Origin of the sequence: Inquilinus ginsengisoli (assembly GCF_050434925.1) — a bacterium.
In the GTDB taxonomy this organism is placed as follows: domain Bacteria; phylum Pseudomonadota; class Alphaproteobacteria; order DSM-16000; family Inquilinaceae; genus Inquilinus; species Inquilinus ginsengisoli_B.
The window spans coordinates 4,524,988-4,545,323 of the sequence record NZ_JBNDJK010000001.1 but is presented as its reverse complement, the minus strand read 5'-3'; the positions used below and the strand labels follow the sequence as shown (position 1 = coordinate 4,545,323).

Here is a 20,336-nt window from a genome sequence, read left to right as displayed (position 1 = left end):
GCAGCCCGTCAGTTGCGGCGCGGCGGCAGCGTGATGCCGGGATTGGGCATGCCGACATCGTCCTGCCTGATGCCGTCGATCCAGTCGCTCAGCTGCGCGATCGTGCTCGGGGTCGCGCTGTAGCCGGTGACCTTGCTGTCGACCATGTAGCTGTCGTCATCGAGATCCACGATCATCGAGCTCGTGGCCCGCTCCGACAGCTCCCGCAGCATGTCATTGGGCAGCGCGTCCTTGTTGTAGAGGATGTAGTCGAAGAACTCCTTCTTCTCCGCCGGAGTGTCGTAGCCCCGATACTCGGCCAGCTGCTCGAGCAGCGGGAACAGCGGCCGCCCCTTCGCCTTGTCGGAGGCGCCGAAATCGTCCCGGCCCTCGGCCAGGATCTCGGCCCGCTCAGGGTCCACCGGCGGATCCAGATTGGCCAGGATCGCCCGCGTGTCGCCTTCGAAATACTCGCGCTGCTTCTCGCTGGACTGCCAGTGCAGGATGCTGGCGCCGACCAGCCAGACCCCGGCGGCGACCCACCCCACCGGTCCGGCCCAGGACGAGCCCGCGAGGACGAGGCCGGCCTCGACGCCGGATGCCAGGCCCATCGACGTCCAGACGGCTCCGCCAAGGACGTTGCCGTTGGAGAATTCGATGGTCGCGGTCCAGGCGGCGACCCCGGCGGTGAGGACCGAGGACGCGGTGCCCAGGGTGCGATAGAGACCCGGCCCGCCGACATAGCCGAACCGGGTCATGCGATCCAGCCGCCCGTCCCGGTTGAACAGGCTGGGCAGCCCGGCGGCCTGCCGGACGCCGGGCCCCTGCGGGATCAGAAGGCTCTGGATGCCGGCCGCGGTCCCGCGCGCCACATCCATGCCGGCCAGCAGGCCGAAGACCCCCGCCCAGGCCTTGTCGTCGGGACGGTCGGACGCCAGGAATTCGCGGGCGCCCCAGATGTTCAGCGCGCCGCTGATCCCCGCCACGGGAATCGCCGCGGCCCGGTGGCCGAGCAGCCCGCCCCGCGGCTGCGCCTCGCCAGTGGCGCCGCCATTCGCGCGGTCGGCAACGGCCTGCGCGATCGGTGACGAGGGCGCCATCACGGTCGACAGCAGCAGGCTGGAATTCTTGATCTCGCGCGAGATGAAACCGCCGCTGGGGCCGTTGGGCTGGCCGTTCTCCAGCACCTCCAGCGTCATCAGCAGCGCCGCCCCCTGGGCAGGCTTGTCGCGCAGGGCCGCCAGCGCCGCCGCCCGGTCCTTGCCCTTCAGCCCGTCCAGCACCTCCGTCACGGTGGGCGGCAGCGAGGTCATGCCGGGCGGCAGCTCGATAATCTTCGCCTTCGGATCGGCGAGCTGCCGCTGAATCTTGTCATAGGTCTCCAGTGCGTTGCCGAACACCGCGTCGAATTCGGGGTCGGAGATGTTGCGATACAGCGTCTCGTATTGCTTGAACTCGGGCGACTGCTGCAGCTGCCGCTCCACCTCCGCCAGCGTCAGGGCCTTCGGCGGCGCCGGCATTCCTGCCATGGCGACCTGGACCATCGGCGGCGGCGCGTCGTCGCCATCGTCCTTGTTGCCGACCAGCAGGTGGCGCAGATCCCCCTGGGCGCCCTTCAGCCGGTCATAGCCGCCGAGATTGTCGCCCTTCAGGTTGCGCAGGGACGCCGGCAGCGCTTGCAGGACCGCGTCCGTCGACATGGCGCCGGCGAACAGGCGCTCGAACTTGGCGACCTGCTCCGGATTGTCCTTCAGCTTGCCATTCTGGACGGTCTGGACCGCGCCGGCGAGCTCCTTGTCGTCCCGCAGCCCCTCCAGACAGCTGCCGGCCCATTGCGGATCGCCGATCAGGCGCCCGTACGCCTCGGTCGCGCCCCGCGCCTCGGGGGTCAGCCGCTCCACCCCGAAGGCCACGGTGTGGAGCATGTTGTCGGCGGCCTCGGCCCAGCCGTCCTCGGCATAATGCGCCGCCATTGCGACCGCCAGCGTCGCGCCGTCGCCCTGGCTGATGCTGTCAGCGATGGCGGTGCGCAGCGTCAGGTCGCCGCCATGGGCAACGGGCGACTTGCGGTCAAGGCCGCCGGTGTTCGCCTCGGCCATCAGCACCGCAAGGCCGGCGACGCCGTCGCTGATCTGCATGCGTCCGTCGCCGTCGACGGGGGCAGAGGCGCCCGCCTGCGTCGCGACGACGTTCAGGTTGCCGATCAGCGCCTTCGCCTCGTCCGAAATGTTCCCCTTGGACGACAGGTTGCGCAGCGGATAGACGATCTCGGCCAGCCGCGAGGTCGGCGGGTTCTCCTCGTCCCGATATTTTCCCGTCGCCGGCAGCTTCGACAGCTCGACCAGGATCTGGTCGGCGCGTTCGGCCGGCACGCCGGTCAGGGTCAGCTCGAGCGAGGCCCCGTCGGTCACCTGCTTGGCCGGATCGGTCACCATCACCTGGTGTTGCGCCGCCTGGATCGCCTTCAGGTAACCCGCATCGACCTTGAGTGTCTTAGGGTCCATCGGACCGTAGAAGGACAGCTCGGCGATGAAGTCGGCGGCCGCCTGATCCGCATCGAAATCCGGGGTCTGGGCCGGAGGGGGCGGATTGATCCGACGCCGCAGCGCCTCCGCCACGTCGGTCTGGAAGGCGCTCCAGTCGCCGGCCTTCTGGCCTTGGGCGGCGCTCTCGCGCAGGCCGGAGAACAGCCCGTCCATGTGCAGGCCGAAATCGTCGGCCCGGGACTCGACCAGCTCGCCGAGCCCCTTCGTCTGCGGCAGCACGGCGCGCAGATAGGCAGTACGCTCCCTCAGGGTCGCGTCGAAATCCCCCTGGTCCATCGTCCCGGCGACCGAAGCGAGATCCGCGTCGATCAGGTCCTGCAGCTCGTTCCGCTTGGCCTGGGGCAGGTCCTCGACCGATGTCGCGCCGTCCGCGATCGTCGAGATCTGCTGCAGCCGCTCCACCCGCTCGTCGCTGAGCACGGTGATGATATGGGTTTCCGGCAGGCCGTCCGGATCGGCGCCCAGCTCGGGGTTGAACTTGGCCAGCAGCGCCGCGTACTGCTCGGCATTGTCCCGCTTGGGGTCGAAGCCGAGGCGCTGCGCCACGGCGGGGTCCAGGTCCTTGTCATAGCCCAGCTGCCGCGCGATCTCCGTCAGGTTGTCGCCTCGCTGCGCCTGGTAGGTGATCTGGCCGTCGACGCTCTTGTTCGCCGGATTGCTGCCGTCGAGCTGTTCCAGCGGCTCCTCCCGCGGCGTCGCGTTGGTGGCCGGGAGGATTGTTCCGGGGCCCTGCTTCGCCTGATTCAGGGCCTGGTTCCAGAGGGTGACGGATGTGTTCTGCTTGAACCGGTCCGACAGCGACGGCCAGCGGCCCGGGAGCCCGGAAATACCAGTCATCAGCCTCTCCTGACTATGGGCATGGCCGACGATCGCAGACAGAGCAGCGTTCGCCAGAATTCTGGAGCGCCAGATCTTGCGGTCGTGCAATTTGTTTATGGCAAAAGGATTACAATCTCAACAAGAAAATTGTAATGATTATGTCACGATTTCAGAAAGACTAGGGACAACTGACCGAATTCCGACCTTATACCAGCGACCCGAAATATTGACCGTCATGGCGAACCCCGAAGGGGCGTGGCCATCCAGCGGCACTGCCCCCTGGATGGCCACGTCGCTTCGCTCCTCGCCATGACGAGAAGAGCTGGGAGAGTCGAACTCAAAGGCCGGTGGCTTTAACGCTTCTTAATTTGCTGCCGTCACGGTTCGAGGCGCTGGATAGCCCCGCCGCCCGGAGCAGGCGCCGATCACTCCGCCGCGGTGGCGCCCTGCGGCTGCGGCACCGGCTTGGTGTGTGCCCTGGCCGCGGCGGCGCGGGCGCCCTGCGTCACCGAGAACATCTCCAGCGTGTCGAGCTCTTCCTCGCTCACCGGCGTCAGCGCCAGGTCATGATAGGCCTTGCGGTTCGGATCGGCCTTGATCCGGCGGCGGACCTGGTTGAAGCGCCACCACAGCCGCCCCATGGCCCAGTGCTTGGCCACGGTCTCGCCGGCATAGCGGAGATAGAACGGCACGGCCGCCTCGTGCGGCAGGCCGGGGCGGCGGTCGGTCCGCACCTTGCGGCGCAGATAGCCGCCCTCCAGCGGGTGCAGCCCCTCGACATTGATGCAGGTGGTGAACCACAGCAGCAGGAACAGGATCTTGCCGACGCTGATCCCGGTCGCCGCCGCCCGGCGCATCACCGTCTCCATATGCTCCGGCGAGTAGTAGGTCTGCCAGGCCAGCTTGTAGGCCCGCTGCCACTCCTCGCGCGACATCATCGCGTGGCCGGTGGTGACGTGGTTCAGGTCGTAGCGGTTCAGGTCCGGATCCATCGGGATGCCGGCGTGGAACAGGTTCTTGTGGTCCTCCGACCCCGGCAGCGGCGTCAGGAAAAAGAACTCCAGCAGGTCGACCGGCAGCTCGCGCTGGATGATGCCGATGTCGCGGACGATCGATTCCGGCGTGTCGGTCGGGAACCCGAGGATGTAGCCGGCATAGGTCATGGCGCCGACCGCCTTCCAGGCCAGCAGCATCTTGCGGTATTCGGTGATCTTGTTCTGCCGCTTCTTGGCGCCGACCAGGCTGTCCGGGTTGATGTTCTCCAGCCCGATGAATACCCGGGTCACCCCCGCCCTGCCCGCCTTCTCGATGAAGTGCGGGATGCGGTGGCACATGGTGTCGACCTGGATGATCATGCGGAAGGACAGCTTCTCCCGCTCGCGCAGCTCGATCAGCCGGTCGAAGATCGGCTCCCAGTCCTTGTTGCGCGCGAAATTGTCGTCGGTGATGAAGAAGCGGCTGATGCCGCTCTTCACATTCTCGCGGATGATCTGCTCGACATCGTCGGGCGACCGGCGGCGCGACTTGCGGCCCTGGACGTTGATGATGGTGCAGAACGAGCACTGGAACGGGCAGCCGCGGCCGGCGTCGAAGCTGGTGTGCTGGCCGGCGGTGCGGCGCACCCGCGCGATCGGCAGCACCGGCATCGGCACGCCTTCGATGTTCGGCAGGTCGTCCATGAAGTTGTAGAGCGGCTTGAGCCGGTTGTTGTAGGCGTCGACCAGCACCTCGTCGAGCCGCCCCTCGGCCTCGCCGGCGAACAGCGAGATGCCCATGGCCTGCGCTTCCGCCACCTCGGGCTGCAGGCCGGGCAGCATGGCGATGGTGCCGGAGACGTGGAAGCCGCCGATGCCGACCTGGATCCCCGCCGCCCGCAGCGGCCGGGCGATGTCGACCGCCCGCGGGAACTGGTTCGACTGCACCCCGACCAGCGCCACCATGCCCGATCCGGAGCGCCGGATCCGGCGGATGATCGCGTCCGGGCGGACCCGGGTGTTGGTCTCGTCGATCGCGGTGATGGCGATCTCGACGTCCGGGCCGAGAATCCGGCGCTCGGAACAGTCGCTGGCAAGACCGTACAGCACCGCCAGCGTGTTCGACGGAATCGCCGACCGCAGCCATTGGATGACGTAGCCGTCGTCGTCGTAATGCGACGGCTTGATCAAGACGAGTTCGAACACCCGTCGCCCGCTCGTCCCCACCGCCATATGGGCGTCCCCTGCTGGGTTCTTGCTGAGTCTGAATAGCACGAATGCCGGGCGTGGGGCGACGATTGCCGTCGCCGGCGGCGAGGTTCATACAGGAGTCATCAAGCTGAAGGCCGTTCCGGGAAAGAGATCATGGCGAGCGTCGATCTGAACTGCGACATGGGCGAAGGCTTCGGCGCCTGGGAGATGGGCGACGATGCGGCGATGCTGGAGATCGTCACCTCGGCCAATGTCGCCTGCGGCTTCCATGCCGGCGACCCGATCGTGATGCGGCGGACCCTGACGCTGGCGCGCGACCGCGGCATCGGCGTCGGCGCCCATCCCGGCTTCCTCGACCTCTGGGGCTTCGGCCGCCGGGTGATCAAGGGCGAGACGCCGGAGGAGCTGGAGGCCCAGGTGGTCTACCAGATCGGCGCCATCCAGGGCATGGCCAAGGCGGTCGGGCACCGCATCACCCATGTCAAGGCGCATGGCGCGCTGAGCAACGTGGCGATGGTCGACGATGCGGTGGCGCTGGCGATCGGCCGGGCGATCCAGTCGGTCGACCCGACCCTGGCCTATATGGTGCTGCCCGGCACGGCGCTGGAGCGCGCGGCGGTGGAGCTGGGCCTGCCGGTGGTGCGCGAGGTCTTCGCCGACCGTACCTATGAGGACGATGCCACCCTGACCTCGCGCAAGATCGCCGGATCGGTGATCCACGACCCCGAGGCCGCGGCCGAGCGGGTGCTACGCATGGTCGAGGAGCAGGCGGTCACCAGCCGCAGCGGCAAGCGCATCCCGGTGCCGGTCGACACCGTCTGCGTCCATGGCGACACGCCGGGCGCGGTCGGCATCGCCCGCCGCATCCGCGAGCGGCTGGAGCAGGCCGGCATCCGCCTGGTGGCGCTGAAGGACCGGCCGGCCTGATCCGGCCTCCTCCCCCCGCCCTCGCGGCAGACGACCGTTGCAGAGCAGGCTCTTGTAACCGAACCTTAACACGTCCATTTCCGGGGCCGCGGGCCGCCCAATGCCCGCATCGCCGCCTTGCCGTCCGGAGACGGAAATGATCCTCGACCGTCGCACCCTTCTCGCCGGCATCAGCCTGGCCGTGGCCGGCTTGTCCATGAGCGCCGCCGCCGCCGATCCGGACAGCATGATGCGCGGCAGCAACGAGGAGGTGCCGGTCAAGCCGGGCGTCGTCTACGCGCTCGGCGACAAGCGGGACGGCGGCTTCAACGAAGGCGCGGTGCACGCGCTGGAGTTCTTCCGCAACGAGACCGGCGAGGCCTATCTCGAGGCCGAGCTGCAGTCCGTCGACGGGTTCGCCGCGGCAGCGGACGGCCTGATCCAACAGGGCGCCAACCTGATCATCGCCGTCGGCTTCTACTATGCCGATGCGGTGAAAACCTGTGCCGCAGCCCATCCGGAGACCCGCTTCGTCCTGATCGACGGCGTTGCCGAGGGGCCGAACATCCGCTCGATCGTGTTCCGCGAGCAGGAGGGCGCCTATCTGGTGGGCGTGCTGGCGGCGTTGGCTTCGAAATCCGGCACGATCGGGTTCGTCGGCGCCGCCGACATCCCGCTGATGCAGAAATTCGCCAACGGCTATGCCGCCGGCGCCCGGGCGACGCGGCCCGAAATCACAACCCTGGTCGACTATATCGGCACCGATGCCGCCGCCTTCCGCGACCGGGACCGGGCGGGCCAGGTCGCGCAGGGCCTGATCGGACGCGGCGCCGACGTCCTCTTCGCCGTCGCCGGCGAGGCCAATATCGGTGTGTTCCAGGCGGCGCGCGAGGCGGAGACGCTGGCAATCGGCGTCGACGGCAACCAGAACGGCCTGGTTCCCGGCACCATCCTGACCTCGATGCTGAAGCGGGTCGACATCGCCGTGCTGCGCTCGCTGGACGACATGAGGGCCGGCACCTGGAAGGCCGGCCTGGTCACGCTGGGCGTACGCGAGCACGCGGTCGGCTGGGCCGTCGACGACAACAACCGGCCGCTGGTCACCCCGGAGATGGAGGAAGCGGTCGAGACCGCCCGCCGCGCCATCGCCGACGGCAGCATCACGGTGCCCGACCCGACCGCTCACTGAGTTCTATGGATTTAATCTAAAATTCTCTCTGTCATTGCCGGGCTTGACCCGGCAATCCAGAAGATGTCGACAGTCTCTGGATGCCCGGGTCAAGCCCGGGCATGACAATCAAAAGTGGTAATTCCTCGAAAAGATCGCCTTATGGCTGTCTTTTCTGCCCAGGTCGCAGTTTTCCATCTCTCCATGACCTCCCCGAGTCACGCGAATGCAACCGAAGCCCCGTACAGGTGTTTCGGGAGCGGCAAGGGATTCGGTCCTTGCCGGATGGAGAAGAGGGAACTTCGTCATGGCCGATCCGTTGCTCAACGAGTTCGTCGCCAACCATGTCGGCACCGACAGCTCGGAATATTTCGAGATCAAGGGTGACGCCCTGGCCGATTACAGCGGCTGGACCCTGGTGCAGATCGAGGGCGATGCCGGCGGCACCGGCCGCATCATTTCCGCCACCGAGATCGGCAGCACCGACGCCGACGGGTACTGGAGCAGCGGCTTCCAGTCGAACCTGCTGCAGAACGGCAGCGGCACCCTGCTGCTGGTCGAGAACTACAGCGGCAGCACCGGCCAGGACCTCGACACCAACGACGATGGCGTGCTCGACGCCACGCCCTGGGCCCGGATCGGCGACGGCGTCGCGATCGACGACGGCGGCAGCGGCGACCGCTTCTACAGCACCACCGTGCTGACGCCGAACTTCGACGGCGCCGGCATCACCGTGGGCGGCGCCTCGCGCCTGCCCGACGGCGCCGACACCGGCAGTGCGGCGGACTGGACCCGCAACGATTTCGATCTGGCCGGCCTGCCGGGCCAGGCCGGCACCCCCGCCCCCGGCGAGGCGCTGAACACCCCCGGCGCCGCGAACGCCCCGGTGCCCGACACCGAGCCGGACTTCCACGCGATCTACGAGATCCAGGGCGCCGGCCACCGCTCCGAATTCGAGGGCGACCGGGTGGCGACCCAGGGCGTGGTCACCGCCATTGCCGCCAACGGCTTCTACATCCAGGACGCCCAGGGCGACGGCAGCACCGCCACCTCGGACGCGGTCTTCGTCTTCACCGGCAGCGGCAACGTGCCGGCCGAGGTGCAGCTCGGCGTCACCCTCGACGTCACCGGCTCGGTCGCCGAGTTCCAGCCCGGCGGTGCCTCGTCCCACAACCTGACCGTGACCCAGATCACCGGCGCCAGCGTCGAGATCTCGGCGGTGCAGCAGACCGTGCCGGTCGCGGTCAGCATCGGCGCCGGCGGCTACGCCCCGCCGACCGAGACGATCGACGACGACGGCCGCACCGTCTACGACCCCGCCCATGACGGCGTCGACTACTGGGAGAGCCTGGAGGGCATGGTGGTCGACGTGCCGGCCCCGGTGGTGGTCGGCGCGACCAACGGCTTCGGTGAGGCCTATGTCCTGGCCGACAACGGCGACCACGCCACCGGCACCCGCAGCGGCGCCGGCGGCCTGATGATCTCCGAGACCGACCAGCAGCCGGAGCGGATCCAGATCGACGACGACCTGCTGGGCAGCTTCATGCCGGATGTCAATGTCGGGGCCCAGCTCGGCACCGTCCAGGGCGTGGTGAACTACAATTTCGGCTGGTACGAGGTGCAGGCGATCAAGCCGGTCACGGTCGAGTCCCCCGGCACGCTGGCGCCGGAAACGACCACGCTGGCCGGCGACCGCGACCACCTGACCGTTGGCTCGATCAACCTCGAGAACCTCGACCCCAAGGTCGAGGACATCAACCTGGTCCAGGACAGGAACCCGAACAACGTCGATGACGACGTCGGCAGCGGCAAGTTCGACCGGCTGGCCCAGCAGATCGTCGGCAACATGGGCGCGCCCGACATCGTCGCGCTGCAGGAGGTGCAGGACAGCGACGGCGCCGAGATCACCGGCATCACCTCGGCCGCCGAGACCGCGCGGGTGCTGATCGAGGCGATCGTCGCGAATGGCGGACCGCGCTACGGCTATATCGATGTGGCGCCGGCCAGCGGCACCTCGGGCGGCCAGCCCGGCGGCAACATCCGGACCGGCTATCTGTACAACCCGGACCGGGTCGACCTGGCCGAGGGCTCGGTCAAGGCGCTGACCGACACCGACCTGTCGGATGGCGACGCCTTCGCCGCCAGCCGCCTGCCGCTGGCCGCCGACTTCGTCTTCAACGGCGAGACGGTGACGCTGGTGAACAACCACTTCACCTCGAAGAGCGGCAGCTCGCCGACCTATGGCGAGGACTTCCCGCCGCTGAACCGCGGCGAGGACCAGCGCGAGGCCCAGGCGGCGATCGTCAACGCCTATGTCGACGGCCGGCTGGCGTCCGACCCCGATGCCAAGGTGATGGTGGTCGGCGACCTCAACGAGTTCTCCTGGAACGACCCGCTGAAGGTGCTGCGCGGCGACACCGACGGCAGTCCTGTGCTGAAGGACCTGGCCGACGAGCTGCTGCCGGCCGGCGAGCGCTGGAGCTACGTGTTCGAAGGCGCGAGCCAGGAGCTCGACCACATGCTGGCGACCGACGGCGTCTACCGGTCGGGGCTGGAGTTCGACATCGTCCACACCAATGCCGGCTTCGCCGACCAGGTCAGCGACCACGACCCGTCGGTGGCGCGGCTGCATATCCCGGCGCCGGGCACGCCGGAGAACCCGAACATCATCACCGCCGACAAGCCGACCTTCCTGTTCAACTTCGCCATCGTCAAGGGCACGGAGGATTTCGACGAGGTCCGCGCCACGGTCAACGTCAAGGCGAACGACGCGGTCGAGCGCATCGTGCTGCAGGGCGACCACGACCTGATCGTCTGGGCCGGCAACAGCGACACCCAGATCATCGGCAACTCGGGGAACAACACGCTCTATGGCGGCGCCGGCAACGACCGCATCGAGGGCAGCGGCGGCAACGACCTGCTGATCGGGGGCCGCGGCGCCGACATCTTCGCCTTCGGCCATGGCGACGGCCGCGACGTGATCACCGATTTCGACGTCCGCCAGGACAAGCTGCTCATCGCCGACGGCGCCGACGCCACGGTGCGGTGGGGCCTGCTGAGCGCGGTGGTCGAGCTCGACGACGGCACCCGCGTCACCCTGCTTGGCGTCCGCCCTGACCAGATCGAGCACGCGGATTGGATGGTGTGAGTCCAACGAGACGAGACACCAGTGTCTACTCAGGTATCTTGAATATGCAGCGCCAGCGCGATACATATGGTCCGTAGGAAGTTTTCAGGCGACTTGTCCGGCCGTGTGTTTGACAGGCGCCGTGGTTACCCGAGGCCGAAAGCCTCGGTTGCCGACCACCGACTTCCTTACTGCCTTTCGGAGCCGCCTTCGGGCGGCTCCGTTTGTTTCAGGGCAATTGGATTCCGTACAACTCTCGCAGAGCCTTGGCGCGGATCGATCCGTCGGATACCCATTTTCGCGAGTAGCTGACGATGTCGGCAAGCTGCAGCAATCGCGATGCCGACGAGTCGATGGTCGCTAGCCGCTTGACTGCCCGAAATCGACCATCAGCAGCTTATGCACGAGCGATCTCAGATCGAAACCCGTCATGATCGTTGTGGTGATTTTGATCGGTGATCACCTCGACGTTCCCGATTGTATCTCGGCCTAGCACATCGACCTGGAATCGCTTCAACCCTATCTTGACGATCTCGATAACCCCACGCGCGTACGCCAAATGCCCAGGAGTTGCACCCGCTGCAAAGCTGCAATTGATCATCACCAACTGGTGCCTTGGAGCCGCTTCCCAAAAGCGATACATCAATCCTTGCAGATATCGGTCATCCAAACCTGCGGCGTGGATCTCATTGGCATTGGCTTCGAGAAGGCCGGTGAAGCAACGGTCGATGCGTCCTGCATCACGCGCAAATGCCACCACGGCGCCGAGGCTGAACGCACCGGCGCCAGCCGTGCCATATTCATCTACGAAGCACAGTACCTTCTTGTTAAGCGGCGCAGTCACAGCAAGACCCCATCCACCGGTTGGCCGGAATCGCCAACATCATTTCGCTTCCGTAGTCTTGGCCGCAGGACGATAGCCCGGCTTTGTCACCGCCTTCCGAAGAGCTCTGGCCTTCTCTGCAGCCGCGGTGAATTGCGGTTCAAGGGCTTTCAGTTTTTCGACCAAGCCAGACAAGTCGTACGCATTGGAGATCTTGCCCCGGCGGGCGACAGTTCGCTCGATCCGCTTGACGAAACCGGCCTTCTCCAGCTCAGCGACATGCCGTTGCACCTGACGCTCGCTCAGGCTCAAGCGCTCCGCAAGATCGGCCTTCTTTGGAAATGGCTTGCGTCCTGGATCCCACCAAAAGTCGGCAAGTTGCAGCAGGACGGCCAACTGGGTCGGGTTCAGGCCGAGCCGGCGCTGGGCTCGAAAGAGGAGAGACGGCAGGACGCAGAAACCAAGGGCGATCACCTCGTCCCCCCACTTCTCCGCCGACTGCTTCGTGCTCCTTACCTTTCCGACGACCTTGGGAGTGACGTCTTCCTCGGTCGTGATAGTATCGTCGCTCATTGGGAAAGCTCCATCGTCTGCCAGGGACAATGGCGCTGATTTAAAACGATATCAATGACCCTCGACCGGTCATGCATGTCTGGAGCGACAGGACATATACGACTGGTGGGGATTGGACACGAGCGTCCGGTCTAAAGAAGGATCGCACCGGATAACGGACGAACGGCAAAGCGCGGATAACCGAGGACGGCTACGACCGGACAGCGACGTCCAGTCGGTAGCCACATCCCTACGTCCCCTCTCCCAATTCCTCCAACCGCCTCAACAAGAACCTCCGCTCCGACTCCTGCTGCGTCAGGTCGAGCGCGCGGTCGTAGGCAGCGCGGGCCTCGGCCGTCCGGCCCAGCCGCCGCAGCAAATCCGCGCGGGCGGCGTGGGCCAGGCGGTAGCCGCCGAGATGGCCATGCGCCAGGATCGCGTCGATCAGGGCAAGCCCCGCCGCCGGGCCGTCGCGCATCGCCACGGCCACGGCCCGGTTCAGCGCCACCACCGGCGACGGGTCGGCCTGCATCAAGAGGTCGTAGAGGCCGACGATCTCGGCCCAGTCGGTCGAGGCGGGGTCCGGCGCCTCGGAATGCACCGCCGCGATCGCCGCTTGCAGCGCATAGCCGCCGACCTCCGGGCCCGCCAGCGCCCGCCGCACCAGCGCCGTGCCCTCCGCGATCTGGCCGCGGTGCCACAGGCTGCGGTCCTGGTCGGCCAGCAGCACCAGGTCGCCGGTCGGGGAGCTGCGGGCGGCGCGGCGGGAATCCTGCAGCAGCATCAGCGCCAGCAGGCCGATCGCCTCCGGCTCCGGCAGCAGCCCGACCAGCAGCCGGCCCAGGCGGATCGCCTCGCCGGACAGGTCGGGCCGGGTCAGGTCGGCGCCGGAGGTGGCCAGGTAGCCCTCGTTGAACACCAGGTAGATGACCTGCAGCACGCTGTCCAAGCGGTCCGGCAGCTCGGCCTTCGGCGGCACCTGGTAGGGGATGCCGGCGTCGCGGATCTTCGCCTTGGCCCGGACGATGCGCTGCGCCACCGTGGTCGGCGCGGTCAGGAAGGCGTGCGCAATCTCCTCGGTGGTCAGGCCGCACAGCTCGCGCAGGGTCAGCGCCATCCGGGCCTCGGGCGCCAGCGCCGGATGACAGCAGGTGAAGATCAGCCGCAGCTGGTCGTCCTCGATCGGCTCGGCCTCGTGCTCATGGGGATCCTCCGCCTCCTCGAGATGCTTCGCCAGCTCGGCCCGGGCGGCGTCGAGGCGGGTGCGGCGGCGCAGCCCGTCGATCGCCTTGAACCGGCCGGAGGAGACCAGCCAGGCGCGGGGATTGGCCGGCACGCCGTCGCGCGGCCATTGCTCCGCCGCCGCGCGGAAGGCGTCGTGCAGCGCCTCCTCGGCCAAGGTGAAGTCGCCGAGCAGGCGGATCAGCGTGGCCAGCACCCGGCGCGACTCCGCCCGGTAGATGGACTCGATCGTCCGCTGCATCGCCCGGGCCGGATCCGCGGTCATCGGTCGCCACAGAACTCCCGGACCGGCCGGACCTCGATGCTGCCCATCCGCGCCATCGGGATATTGGCGGCGAGCTGCAGCGCCTGGTTCAGGTCCCGCGCCTCGATCATGATGAAGCCGGACAGATGCTCCTTGGTCTCGGCGAACGGGCCGTCGGTGGTGGAGAGCCGGCCGCCACGGATCCGCAGCGTCGTGGCGGCGCTGGTCGGCTGCAGCGCCTGGGCGGCGACGTAATGGCCGCGGCGGCGCAGATCCTCGTCATTGGCCAGGGATTCGCTGATCAGCGCGTTGAACTCGTCGGGCGACATCGCGTCCAGGGTCCGCTGCTCCAGATAGACCAGGCAGAGATACTTCATGGCGGGCTCCTTCGGCTGCGAGTGTGGATGCAGGCTTGTCGCTCCGGGAAGCGCGGAATCGACATCGGCCGACAGGGTTGCGGCAGCGGCGGTTTACGCCGGGCCGCCGCTGGCCTAGATAAGCGCCATGCCTGAAGCCCTGACCATCGGTTCCGTCGCGGTTCCCGGACGGGTCTGGATCGCCCCGATGACCGGGGTGTCCGACCTGCCGTTCCGCCGCGCCGCGTCGCGGCTGGGGGCGGCCTATGTCGCGACCGAGATGGTGGCCTGCGCCGAATTCGCCCGCGGCCGGCCCGATGTGGTGAGGCGGGCCGCGGTCGGCGACGGCCTGCCGCTGATGGTCGTGCAGTTGATCGGGCACGAGCCCGGCGCGGTGGCGGAGGGCGCCCGCCTGGCCGCGGCGGCCGGGGCGCAGATCATCGACCTGAATTTCGGCTGCCCGGCGCGCGAGGTCACCGGGGTGCAGTCCGGCTCCGCCATGATGCGCGATCCGGACCGGGCCGAGCGGCTGGTGGCGGCCGCTTCCGGCGCGGTCGACGTGCCGGTCACGGTCAAGATCCGCCTGGGCTGGGACGATCTCAGCCGCAACGCGCCGGATTTCGCCCGCCGCTGCGTCGCCGCCGGCGCCCGGGCGGTGACGGTGCATGGCCGCACGCGCTGCCAGTTCTACAAGGGCTCGGCGGACTGGACCGCGGTGCGGGCGGTGAAGGAAGCGGTGGACGTCCCGGTGATCGTCAACGGCGACATCGTCGACGGCGCCACCGCGCGGAAGGCCCTGGAACAGTCCGGCGCCGACGGCGTGATGGTCGGCCGCGGCGTCACCGGCAAGCCCTGGATCGCTGCCGCGATCGAGGCGGCGCTGGACCGGCCGGATGTCGACGGCGTCGCCGGGCCGGACGGCGCGGACCGGCTGGCCGTCGCCCTGCAACATTTCGACGAGACGCTGGCCTTCTACGGCGATCACCACGGGCTGCGCGTGTTCCGCAAGCATCTGGCCGCCTATATCGAGGCCGCGCCCTGGCCGGCCGCCGCCGAGGACCGGCGCGAGGCCCGCCGCGTGCTGTGCCAGACCGACTCCGTGGCCGAGGTCGAGGCCGGCCTGGCCGCACTGTGGACCGGCCGGGCGCATCGTCTGGCGGCCTGACACCGCTCAATCCGTTGCGTGGGCTTCGGCGCCCTGCCGGGGCGACCCGAGCACGGTCGCGGCCAGCACCGCGGCGACGAGCGCGATCGCGGCGCTGACCAGGGCGGCCAGTCCGAAGGCATGGGTAAAGGCGCCGCGAGCCGCATCGGCCAGGGCCCGGCCGGCCTCGCCAGGCAAGTCCTGCGCCGCCGCCAGCGCCCCGCCCAGCGTCGCCCGGGCCGCCTCCGCCGCCTCCGGCGGCACCCCGGCCGGGACGCCGTCCATCATCACGCCGCGATACAGCGCGGTGGCAATGCAGCCGAGCACGGCGATGCCCAGCGCGCCGCCGAATTCGGCCCCGGTCTCGGAGATCGCGGCCGCCGACCCGGCCCGCTCCGGCGGCGCCGCGCCGACGATCAGGTCGGTGGTCAGGGTGAACACCGGCGACAGCCCGATGGCGAAGACCACCGCGGCGCCGGCCAGCAGCGCCGGACCCGAGACGGTATCGACCAGCGTCAGCGCCAGGAAGCCCAGGGCCGCGACCAGCAGCCCGCCCGCCATCAGCACCACCGGCCGGGTCCGGCGCAGCGCCATCGGGGTCAGCATCGACCCGGCGACGAAGGCCAGCGACGAGGGCAGCGTCCACAGCCCAGCCTCCAGCGGCGACAGCCCCAGCACCAGCTGCAGGTACTGAGCGACGAACAGGAAGGTGCCGAAGACGGCGAACAGGCCCAGCACATTGACCGCCAGCGCCGCGCCGAAGGCCGGCGACCGGAACAGGCGCAGGTCGATCAGCGGGTCGTCCAGCCGGGCCTGCCGGCGGATGAACACGGCGCCGATGGCGAGGCCGGCCAGGATCCACAGCAGCGGCGGCCAGCCCGGCCCGTGCTCGGCCAGCATCTTGATGCCGTAGATCGTGGCCAGCACCGCCGCCAGCGACAGGGCGGCGCTGGCCAGGTCCAGCCGCCCGGCCTGCGGGTCGCGGTACTCCGGCAGCAGGATCGGGGCGACGATCAGCACCAGCATCATCACCGGCACCGCCAGCAGGAACACCGAGCCCCACCAGAAATGCTGCAGCATCACGCCGCCAAGCAGCGGCCCGATGGCGCCGCCGACCGAATAGCCGGTGATCCAGACGCTGATGGCGAAGGTGCGCTGCTGGGGGTCGTGGAACATGTTGCGGATCAGCGACAGGGTCGACGGCGCCACGGTGGCCCCGGCGACGCCGAGCAGCGCCCGGGCCGCGATCAGGGTCTCGGCGGTGTTGGCGAAGGCGGCCAGCAGCGAAGCGAGGCCGAACACCGCGGCGCCGATCATCAGCAGCTTGCGGCGGCCGATGCGGTCGCCCAGCGTGCCCATGGTGATCAGCGACCCCGCCACCAGGAAGCCGTAGATGTCGACGATCCACAGCAGCTGCGCGGCGCTGGGCCGGAGATCGGCGGTCAGCGTCGGCACCGCCAGGTTCAGCACCGTCAGGTCCATCGAGTAGAGCAGGCAGGGCAGCGCGATCACCGCCAGGCCGATCCACTCGCGGCGGGTCGCCCTCGGCCTGAGGGTGTCGGGCGTTTCCTCCGGCATGGTTGAATAAACCTTTTGGTTAACTAATTGTCACCTGGATACGAGCCGCCATCGCGAGCTGTCAAGCGCACGGCGCGCAGAGCGGTTCCCACACTTGACGTCTTGTTCCCTCTATGTTCTTATCGATGCTTCAGCCCTTCCGCGTTCCGCTTCGCCGGCGGCCCTTCCCCTCCGCCCTTGCCGGACCGATAGTATCGACATGAGCTCAGCGCCCCTCCTCTCCCCCACCCCGGCCTCGCCGCGCGGCGAGACCTCCCCGGTCGTCGTCCATCGCCCGGCCCTGCCGGAGAAGGACCGCTCGACCCCGTTCAAGCTGGTGTCGGACTACAAGCCGGCGGGCGACCAGCCCGAGGCGATCGCCGAGCTGATGGCCGGGATCGAGCGCGGCGAGCGCGACCAAGTGCTGCTCGGCGTCACCGGCTCGGGCAAGACCTTCACCATGGCGCATGTGATCCAGAAGCTGCAGCGCCCGACCCTGGTGCTGGCCCCGAACAAGACCCTGGCCGCCCAGCTGTACGGCGAGTTCAGGAGCTTCTTCCCGGAGAACGCGGTCGAGTTTTTCGTCAGCTATTACGACTACTACCAGCCGGAAGCCTATGTCGCCCGGACCGACACCTATATCGAGAAGGAAAGCCAGATCAACGAGCAGATCGACCGGATGCGCCATGCGGCCACCCGGGCGCTGCTGGAGCGGCACGACTGCATCATCGTCGCCTCGGTGTCCTGCATCTACGGCATCGGCGACGTCGAATCCTACAGCGAGATGACGATCCCGCTGGAGGCCGGGCAGCGGCTGAACCGGCAGGTGCTGCTGAAGCATCTGGTCGACATCCAGTACCGGCGCAACGACACCGCCTTCGCCCGCGGCACCTTCCGGGTGCGCGGCGACACGGTCGAGATCTTCCCCGCCCATTTGGAGGACCGCGCCTGGCGTATCTCCTTCTTCGGCGACGAGATCGATTCGATCCATGAGTTCGACCCGCTGACCGGCGAGAAGTTCGCAGGCCTGAAGCAGGTCCGGATCTACGCCAACAGCCATTACGTCACGCCGAAGCCGACCCTGCTGCAGGCGATCAAGGGCATCCGGGTGGAGCTGAAGGAGCGGCTGGCGGAGTACAACGCCACCGGCAAGCTGCTGGAGGCGCAGCGGCTGGAGCAGCGCACCCAGTTCGATCTGGAGATGATGGAGGCGACCGGCAGTTGCGCCGGCATCGAGAACTACTCCCGCTACCTGACCGGGCGGGCGCCGGGCGATCCGCCGCCGACCCTGTTCGAATACCTGCCCGAGGACGCGCTGCTGGTGGTCGACGAGAGCCATGTCATGGTGCCGCAGGTCGGCGGCATGTATCGCGGCGACCGGGCGCGCAAGGACATCCTGGCCGAATACGGCTTCCGCCTGCCCTCCTGCCGCGACAACCGGCCGCTGAAGTTCGAGGAATGGGACGCGATGCGGCCGCAGAGCGTGTTCGTCTCCGCCACGCCAGGCCCCTGGGAGATGGAGCGCACCGGCGGCGTCTTCGCCGAGCAGGTGGTGCGGCCGACCGGGCTGATCGACCCGATCGTGCTGATCCGGCCGACCGCGACCCAGGTCGACGACGTCATGGCCGAATGCCGCGAGGTCATCGCCCGCGGCATGCGCATCCTGGTCACCACCCTGACCAAGAAGATGGCCGAGGCGCTGACCGAATACATGACCGAGGCCGGCATCAAGGTCCGCTACCTGCATTCCGACGTCGAGACGCTGGAGCGGATCGAGATCATCCGCGACCTGCGGCTGGGCGTGTTCGACGTGCTGGTCGGCATCAACCTGCTGCGCGAGGGGCTGGACCTGCCCGAGGTCGGGCTGGTCGCCATCCTCGACGCCGACAAGGAAGGCTTCCTGCGCAGCCGGACCTCGCTGATCCAGACCATCGGCCGCGCCGCCCGCAATATCGAGGGCCGCGCCATCCTCTATGCCGACACCATGACCGGCAGCCTGACCGCGGCGCTGGAGGAGACCAACCGCCGGCGCGAGAAGCAGCAGGCCTACAACGCCGCCCACGGCATCACGCCGGAGAGTGTGAAGAAGCAGATCGGCGACATCCTCGACAGCGTCTACGAGCGCGGCGACCGGGTCACCGTCTCGACCGGCGACAGCGGCGCCAAGCACCTGACCGGCAAGTCGCTGAAGGAGCATATCGGCGACCTGGAGAAGCGGATGCGCGAGGCCGCCGCCAACCTGGAGTTCGAGGAGGCCGCCCGGATCCGCGACGAGCTGCGCCGGCTGGAGGCGGCCGATATGGGCCTCGGCGCCGGGTCGGGAGACGGGGGCGCCGGCATCATCGTCCATGCCCGCGTCGGCTCGCATGGCCATGCCGCGGCGCTGGAAGGCGTGCCGCTCTCGATCGCCAAGCCGACCGAGCGGCCGCGCAAGGGCGGCCGGCGCCGCAAGGGACCGTGAGCCGATGAGCGAACGTCCCATGCCGCCGACCGGCAAGGCCGAGCCGCGAATCGCCGTGGTCACCGGCGCCGCCAAGCGGATCGGCCGCGCCATCGCGCTCGACCTCGCCCAGCATGGCTGGCGGGTCGCGATCACCTGGCACAGCTCCGCCGACGAGGCGGCGCAGACGGCGCGCGACATCGAGGCGGCCGGCACCCGGGGCTTGGCGATCCGGGCCGACCTGACCGACGAGGCCCAGGTCGAGGCGGTGATGCCGCAGGCGGCCGAGGCCCTCGGCGGTCCGGTGTCGCTGCTGGTCAACAACGCCTCGGCCTTCCGCATGGACACGGTAGCGACGGCGACGCGGGCGAGCTGGGACGAGCACGTCGAGACCAATCTGCGCGCCCCCCTGGTGCTGACCCAGGCGCTGGCCCGGCAGCTGCCGGCGGACTGGCCAGGCAACGTGATCAACATGCTCGACCAGCGGGTGTGGAACCCGACCCCCTATTTCCTGTCCTACACCGTGGCCAAGATCGGGCTGTGGACCCTGACCCGCACTCTGGCCCAGGCGCTGGCGCCGAAGATCCGGGTCAACGGCATCGGCCCCGGCCCGACGCTGAAGAGCGACCGCCAGAGCGAGGAGCATTTCGCCAGGCAATGGGACGCCGTGCCGCTGCGCCGGCCGACCGCGCCGCAGGAGATCTGCGACGCCATCCGCTTCATCCTGTCGGCCCCGGCGATGACCGGGCAGATGATCGCGCTGGACGGCGGCGAGCATCTCGGCTGGGCCCAGCCCAGCCGCGGCATCGTGCCGATGGAATGAGCAGCGGCTCGAGCCACGCCGGCATTCGCATCGAAATTATCCCAAACTTGAGAGCGATCCGCCTTGACCGGACATCCCTGGCCAAGGCAGCGACGCGATCCCTCCGCACTGCGCCCGGACGCCGCAGGGGACCGCTCTGCGGTAGCCGCTATAGCCTTGGATTTCCTGGCCTCGCCGCGTCGCTACGGCCGCAAGTTGTGCACAGGCGAAATCCGAATCGGAGACGTCCGCAATTTTCCGGCTCGCGCATGGTGTGTGATGCTTGTGTTTCAACTTGACTTGGAATTTATCTCGATTTCTCAGAAGCTTAGCGTTTTTGCACATTTTTTGAGCAACAACGATGACACTTAGGCTGCGCCTCGGTTGCCGCAGCCTCAGGGCCGGTTCCCCACAAAGTTATCCACCGATTCGGTGGATATCACCG

The 20,336-nt window shown here is 68.3% G+C and carries 13 protein-coding genes; 6 read left to right on the top strand and 7 right to left on the bottom strand.

Annotated features, from left to right (window positions below; translation table 11 throughout):
• Positions 1–8: 8 nt before the first annotated feature.
• Together QFZ27_RS21675 and QFZ27_RS21670 are read right to left on the bottom strand one after the other, a co-directional pair.
• Positions 9–3,362, bottom strand: coding sequence for a hypothetical protein (locus QFZ27_RS21675; protein WP_429228519.1), 3,354 nt, complete (start codon positions 3,360–3,362; stop codon positions 9–11).
• A 407-nt stretch (positions 3,363–3,769) separates the two neighbouring features.
• A complete protein-coding gene (locus tag QFZ27_RS21670) occupies positions 3,770–5,551 on the bottom strand; it encodes a B12-binding domain-containing radical SAM protein (protein WP_429228518.1) in 1,782 nt (593 codons plus the stop codon).
• Positions 5,552–5,683: 132 nt separating this feature from the next.
• Here QFZ27_RS21670 and QFZ27_RS21665 point away from each other — a divergent pair, with 132 nt between their 5' ends.
• The 3 genes from QFZ27_RS21665 to QFZ27_RS21655 all read left to right on the top strand — a co-directional run bounded on the left by QFZ27_RS21665 (position 5,684) and on the right by QFZ27_RS21655 (position 10,752).
• On the top strand, positions 5,684–6,457 hold the full coding sequence (locus QFZ27_RS21665) for a LamB/YcsF family protein (protein WP_429228517.1): 774 nt from the start codon (positions 5,684–5,686) through the stop codon (positions 6,455–6,457).
• Positions 6,458–6,593: 136 nt separating this feature from the next.
• Positions 6,594–7,625: a BMP family lipoprotein gene (locus tag QFZ27_RS21660; protein ID WP_429228516.1), complete on the top strand. Its 1,032-nt coding sequence runs from the start codon at positions 6,594–6,596 to the stop codon at positions 7,623–7,625.
• A gap of 286 nt (positions 7,626–7,911) precedes the next feature.
• A complete protein-coding gene (locus QFZ27_RS21655) occupies positions 7,912–10,752 on the top strand; it encodes an endonuclease/exonuclease/phosphatase family protein (protein WP_429228515.1) in 2,841 nt (946 codons plus the stop codon).
• Positions 10,753–11,128: 376 nt separating this feature from the next.
• Here QFZ27_RS21655 and QFZ27_RS21650 read toward each other — a convergent pair whose 3' ends face one another.
• The 4 genes from QFZ27_RS21650 to QFZ27_RS21635 form a co-directional block, all read right to left on the bottom strand.
• Positions 11,129–11,575 (bottom strand): hypothetical protein, encoded by a 447-nt coding sequence (locus tag QFZ27_RS21650; RefSeq protein WP_429228513.1) that lies wholly within the window; start codon positions 11,573–11,575, stop codon positions 11,129–11,131.
• Between the two features lie 39 nt (positions 11,576–11,614).
• Entirely contained in the window at positions 11,615–12,127 is a 513-nt protein-coding gene (locus QFZ27_RS21645; RefSeq protein WP_429228512.1) for a helix-turn-helix domain-containing protein, read from the bottom strand.
• Between the two features lie 229 nt (positions 12,128–12,356).
• On the bottom strand, positions 12,357–13,613 hold the full coding sequence (locus tag QFZ27_RS21640; protein WP_429228511.1) for an RNA polymerase sigma factor: 1,257 nt from the start codon (positions 13,611–13,613) through the stop codon (positions 12,357–12,359).
• Positions 13,610–13,969 (bottom strand): YciI family protein, encoded by a 360-nt coding sequence (locus QFZ27_RS21635; RefSeq protein ID WP_429228510.1) that lies wholly within the window; start codon positions 13,967–13,969, stop codon positions 13,610–13,612. The genes QFZ27_RS21640 and QFZ27_RS21635 overlap by 4 nt, the downstream gene beginning before the upstream one ends.
• Before the next feature lie 127 nt (positions 13,970–14,096).
• Between QFZ27_RS21635 and dusB the strand changes: the two genes are divergently transcribed.
• On the top strand, positions 14,097–15,113 hold the full coding sequence (gene dusB, locus QFZ27_RS21630) for a tRNA dihydrouridine synthase DusB (RefSeq protein WP_429228509.1): 1,017 nt from the start codon (positions 14,097–14,099) through the stop codon (positions 15,111–15,113).
• 6 nt (positions 15,114–15,119) lie between these two features.
• Here dusB and QFZ27_RS21625 read toward each other — a convergent pair whose 3' ends face one another.
• The gene (locus tag QFZ27_RS21625) at positions 15,120–16,670 is read right to left on the bottom strand and encodes an MFS transporter (RefSeq protein WP_429228508.1); all 1,551 of its coding nucleotides are present in this window, start codon (positions 16,668–16,670) and stop codon (positions 15,120–15,122) included.
• 199 nt (positions 16,671–16,869) lie between these two features.
• Here QFZ27_RS21625 and uvrB point away from each other — a divergent pair, with 199 nt between their 5' ends.
• Both uvrB and QFZ27_RS21615 read left to right on the top strand, forming a co-directional pair.
• Positions 16,870–19,110, top strand: coding sequence for an excinuclease ABC subunit UvrB (gene uvrB / locus QFZ27_RS21620; RefSeq protein WP_429228507.1), 2,241 nt, complete (start codon positions 16,870–16,872; stop codon positions 19,108–19,110).
• A 4-nt stretch (positions 19,111–19,114) separates the two neighbouring features.
• A complete protein-coding gene (locus QFZ27_RS21615; RefSeq protein ID WP_429228506.1) occupies positions 19,115–19,912 on the top strand; it encodes an SDR family oxidoreductase in 798 nt (265 codons plus the stop codon).
• Positions 19,913–20,336 lie beyond the last annotated feature (424 nt).

Bases quoted from the DNA above. Each gene is read 5' to 3' on its own strand.
- QFZ27_RS21615 (WP_429228506.1), top strand. From the start codon at position 19,115: ATGAGCGAACGTCCCATGCCGCCGACCGGCAAGGCCGAGCCGCGAATC.
- uvrB (WP_429228507.1), top strand. From the start codon at position 16,870: ATGAGCTCAGCGCCCCTCCTCTCCCCCACCCCGGCCTCGCCGCGCGGC.
- QFZ27_RS21645 (WP_429228512.1), bottom strand. From the start codon at position 12,127: ATGAGCGACGATACTATCACGACCGAGGAAGACGTCACTCCCAAGGTC.
- QFZ27_RS21655 (WP_429228515.1), top strand. From the start codon at position 7,912: ATGGCCGATCCGTTGCTCAACGAGTTCGTCGCCAACCATGTCGGCACC.
- QFZ27_RS21625 (WP_429228508.1), bottom strand. From the start codon at position 16,670: ATGCCGGAGGAAACGCCCGACACCCTCAGGCCGAGGGCGACCCGCCGC.
- QFZ27_RS21660 (WP_429228516.1), top strand. From the start codon at position 6,594: ATGATCCTCGACCGTCGCACCCTTCTCGCCGGCATCAGCCTGGCCGTG.
- QFZ27_RS21670 (WP_429228518.1), bottom strand. From the start codon at position 5,551: ATGGCGGTGGGGACGAGCGGGCGACGGGTGTTCGAACTCGTCTTGATC.
- QFZ27_RS21640 (WP_429228511.1), bottom strand. From the start codon at position 13,613: ATGACCGCGGATCCGGCCCGGGCGATGCAGCGGACGATCGAGTCCATC.
- QFZ27_RS21665 (WP_429228517.1), top strand. From the start codon at position 5,684: ATGGCGAGCGTCGATCTGAACTGCGACATGGGCGAAGGCTTCGGCGCC.
- dusB (WP_429228509.1), top strand. From the start codon at position 14,097: ATGCCTGAAGCCCTGACCATCGGTTCCGTCGCGGTTCCCGGACGGGTC.
- QFZ27_RS21635 (WP_429228510.1), bottom strand. From the start codon at position 13,969: ATGAAGTATCTCTGCCTGGTCTATCTGGAGCAGCGGACCCTGGACGCG.
- QFZ27_RS21675 (WP_429228519.1), bottom strand. From the start codon at position 3,362: ATGACTGGTATTTCCGGGCTCCCGGGCCGCTGGCCGTCGCTGTCGGAC.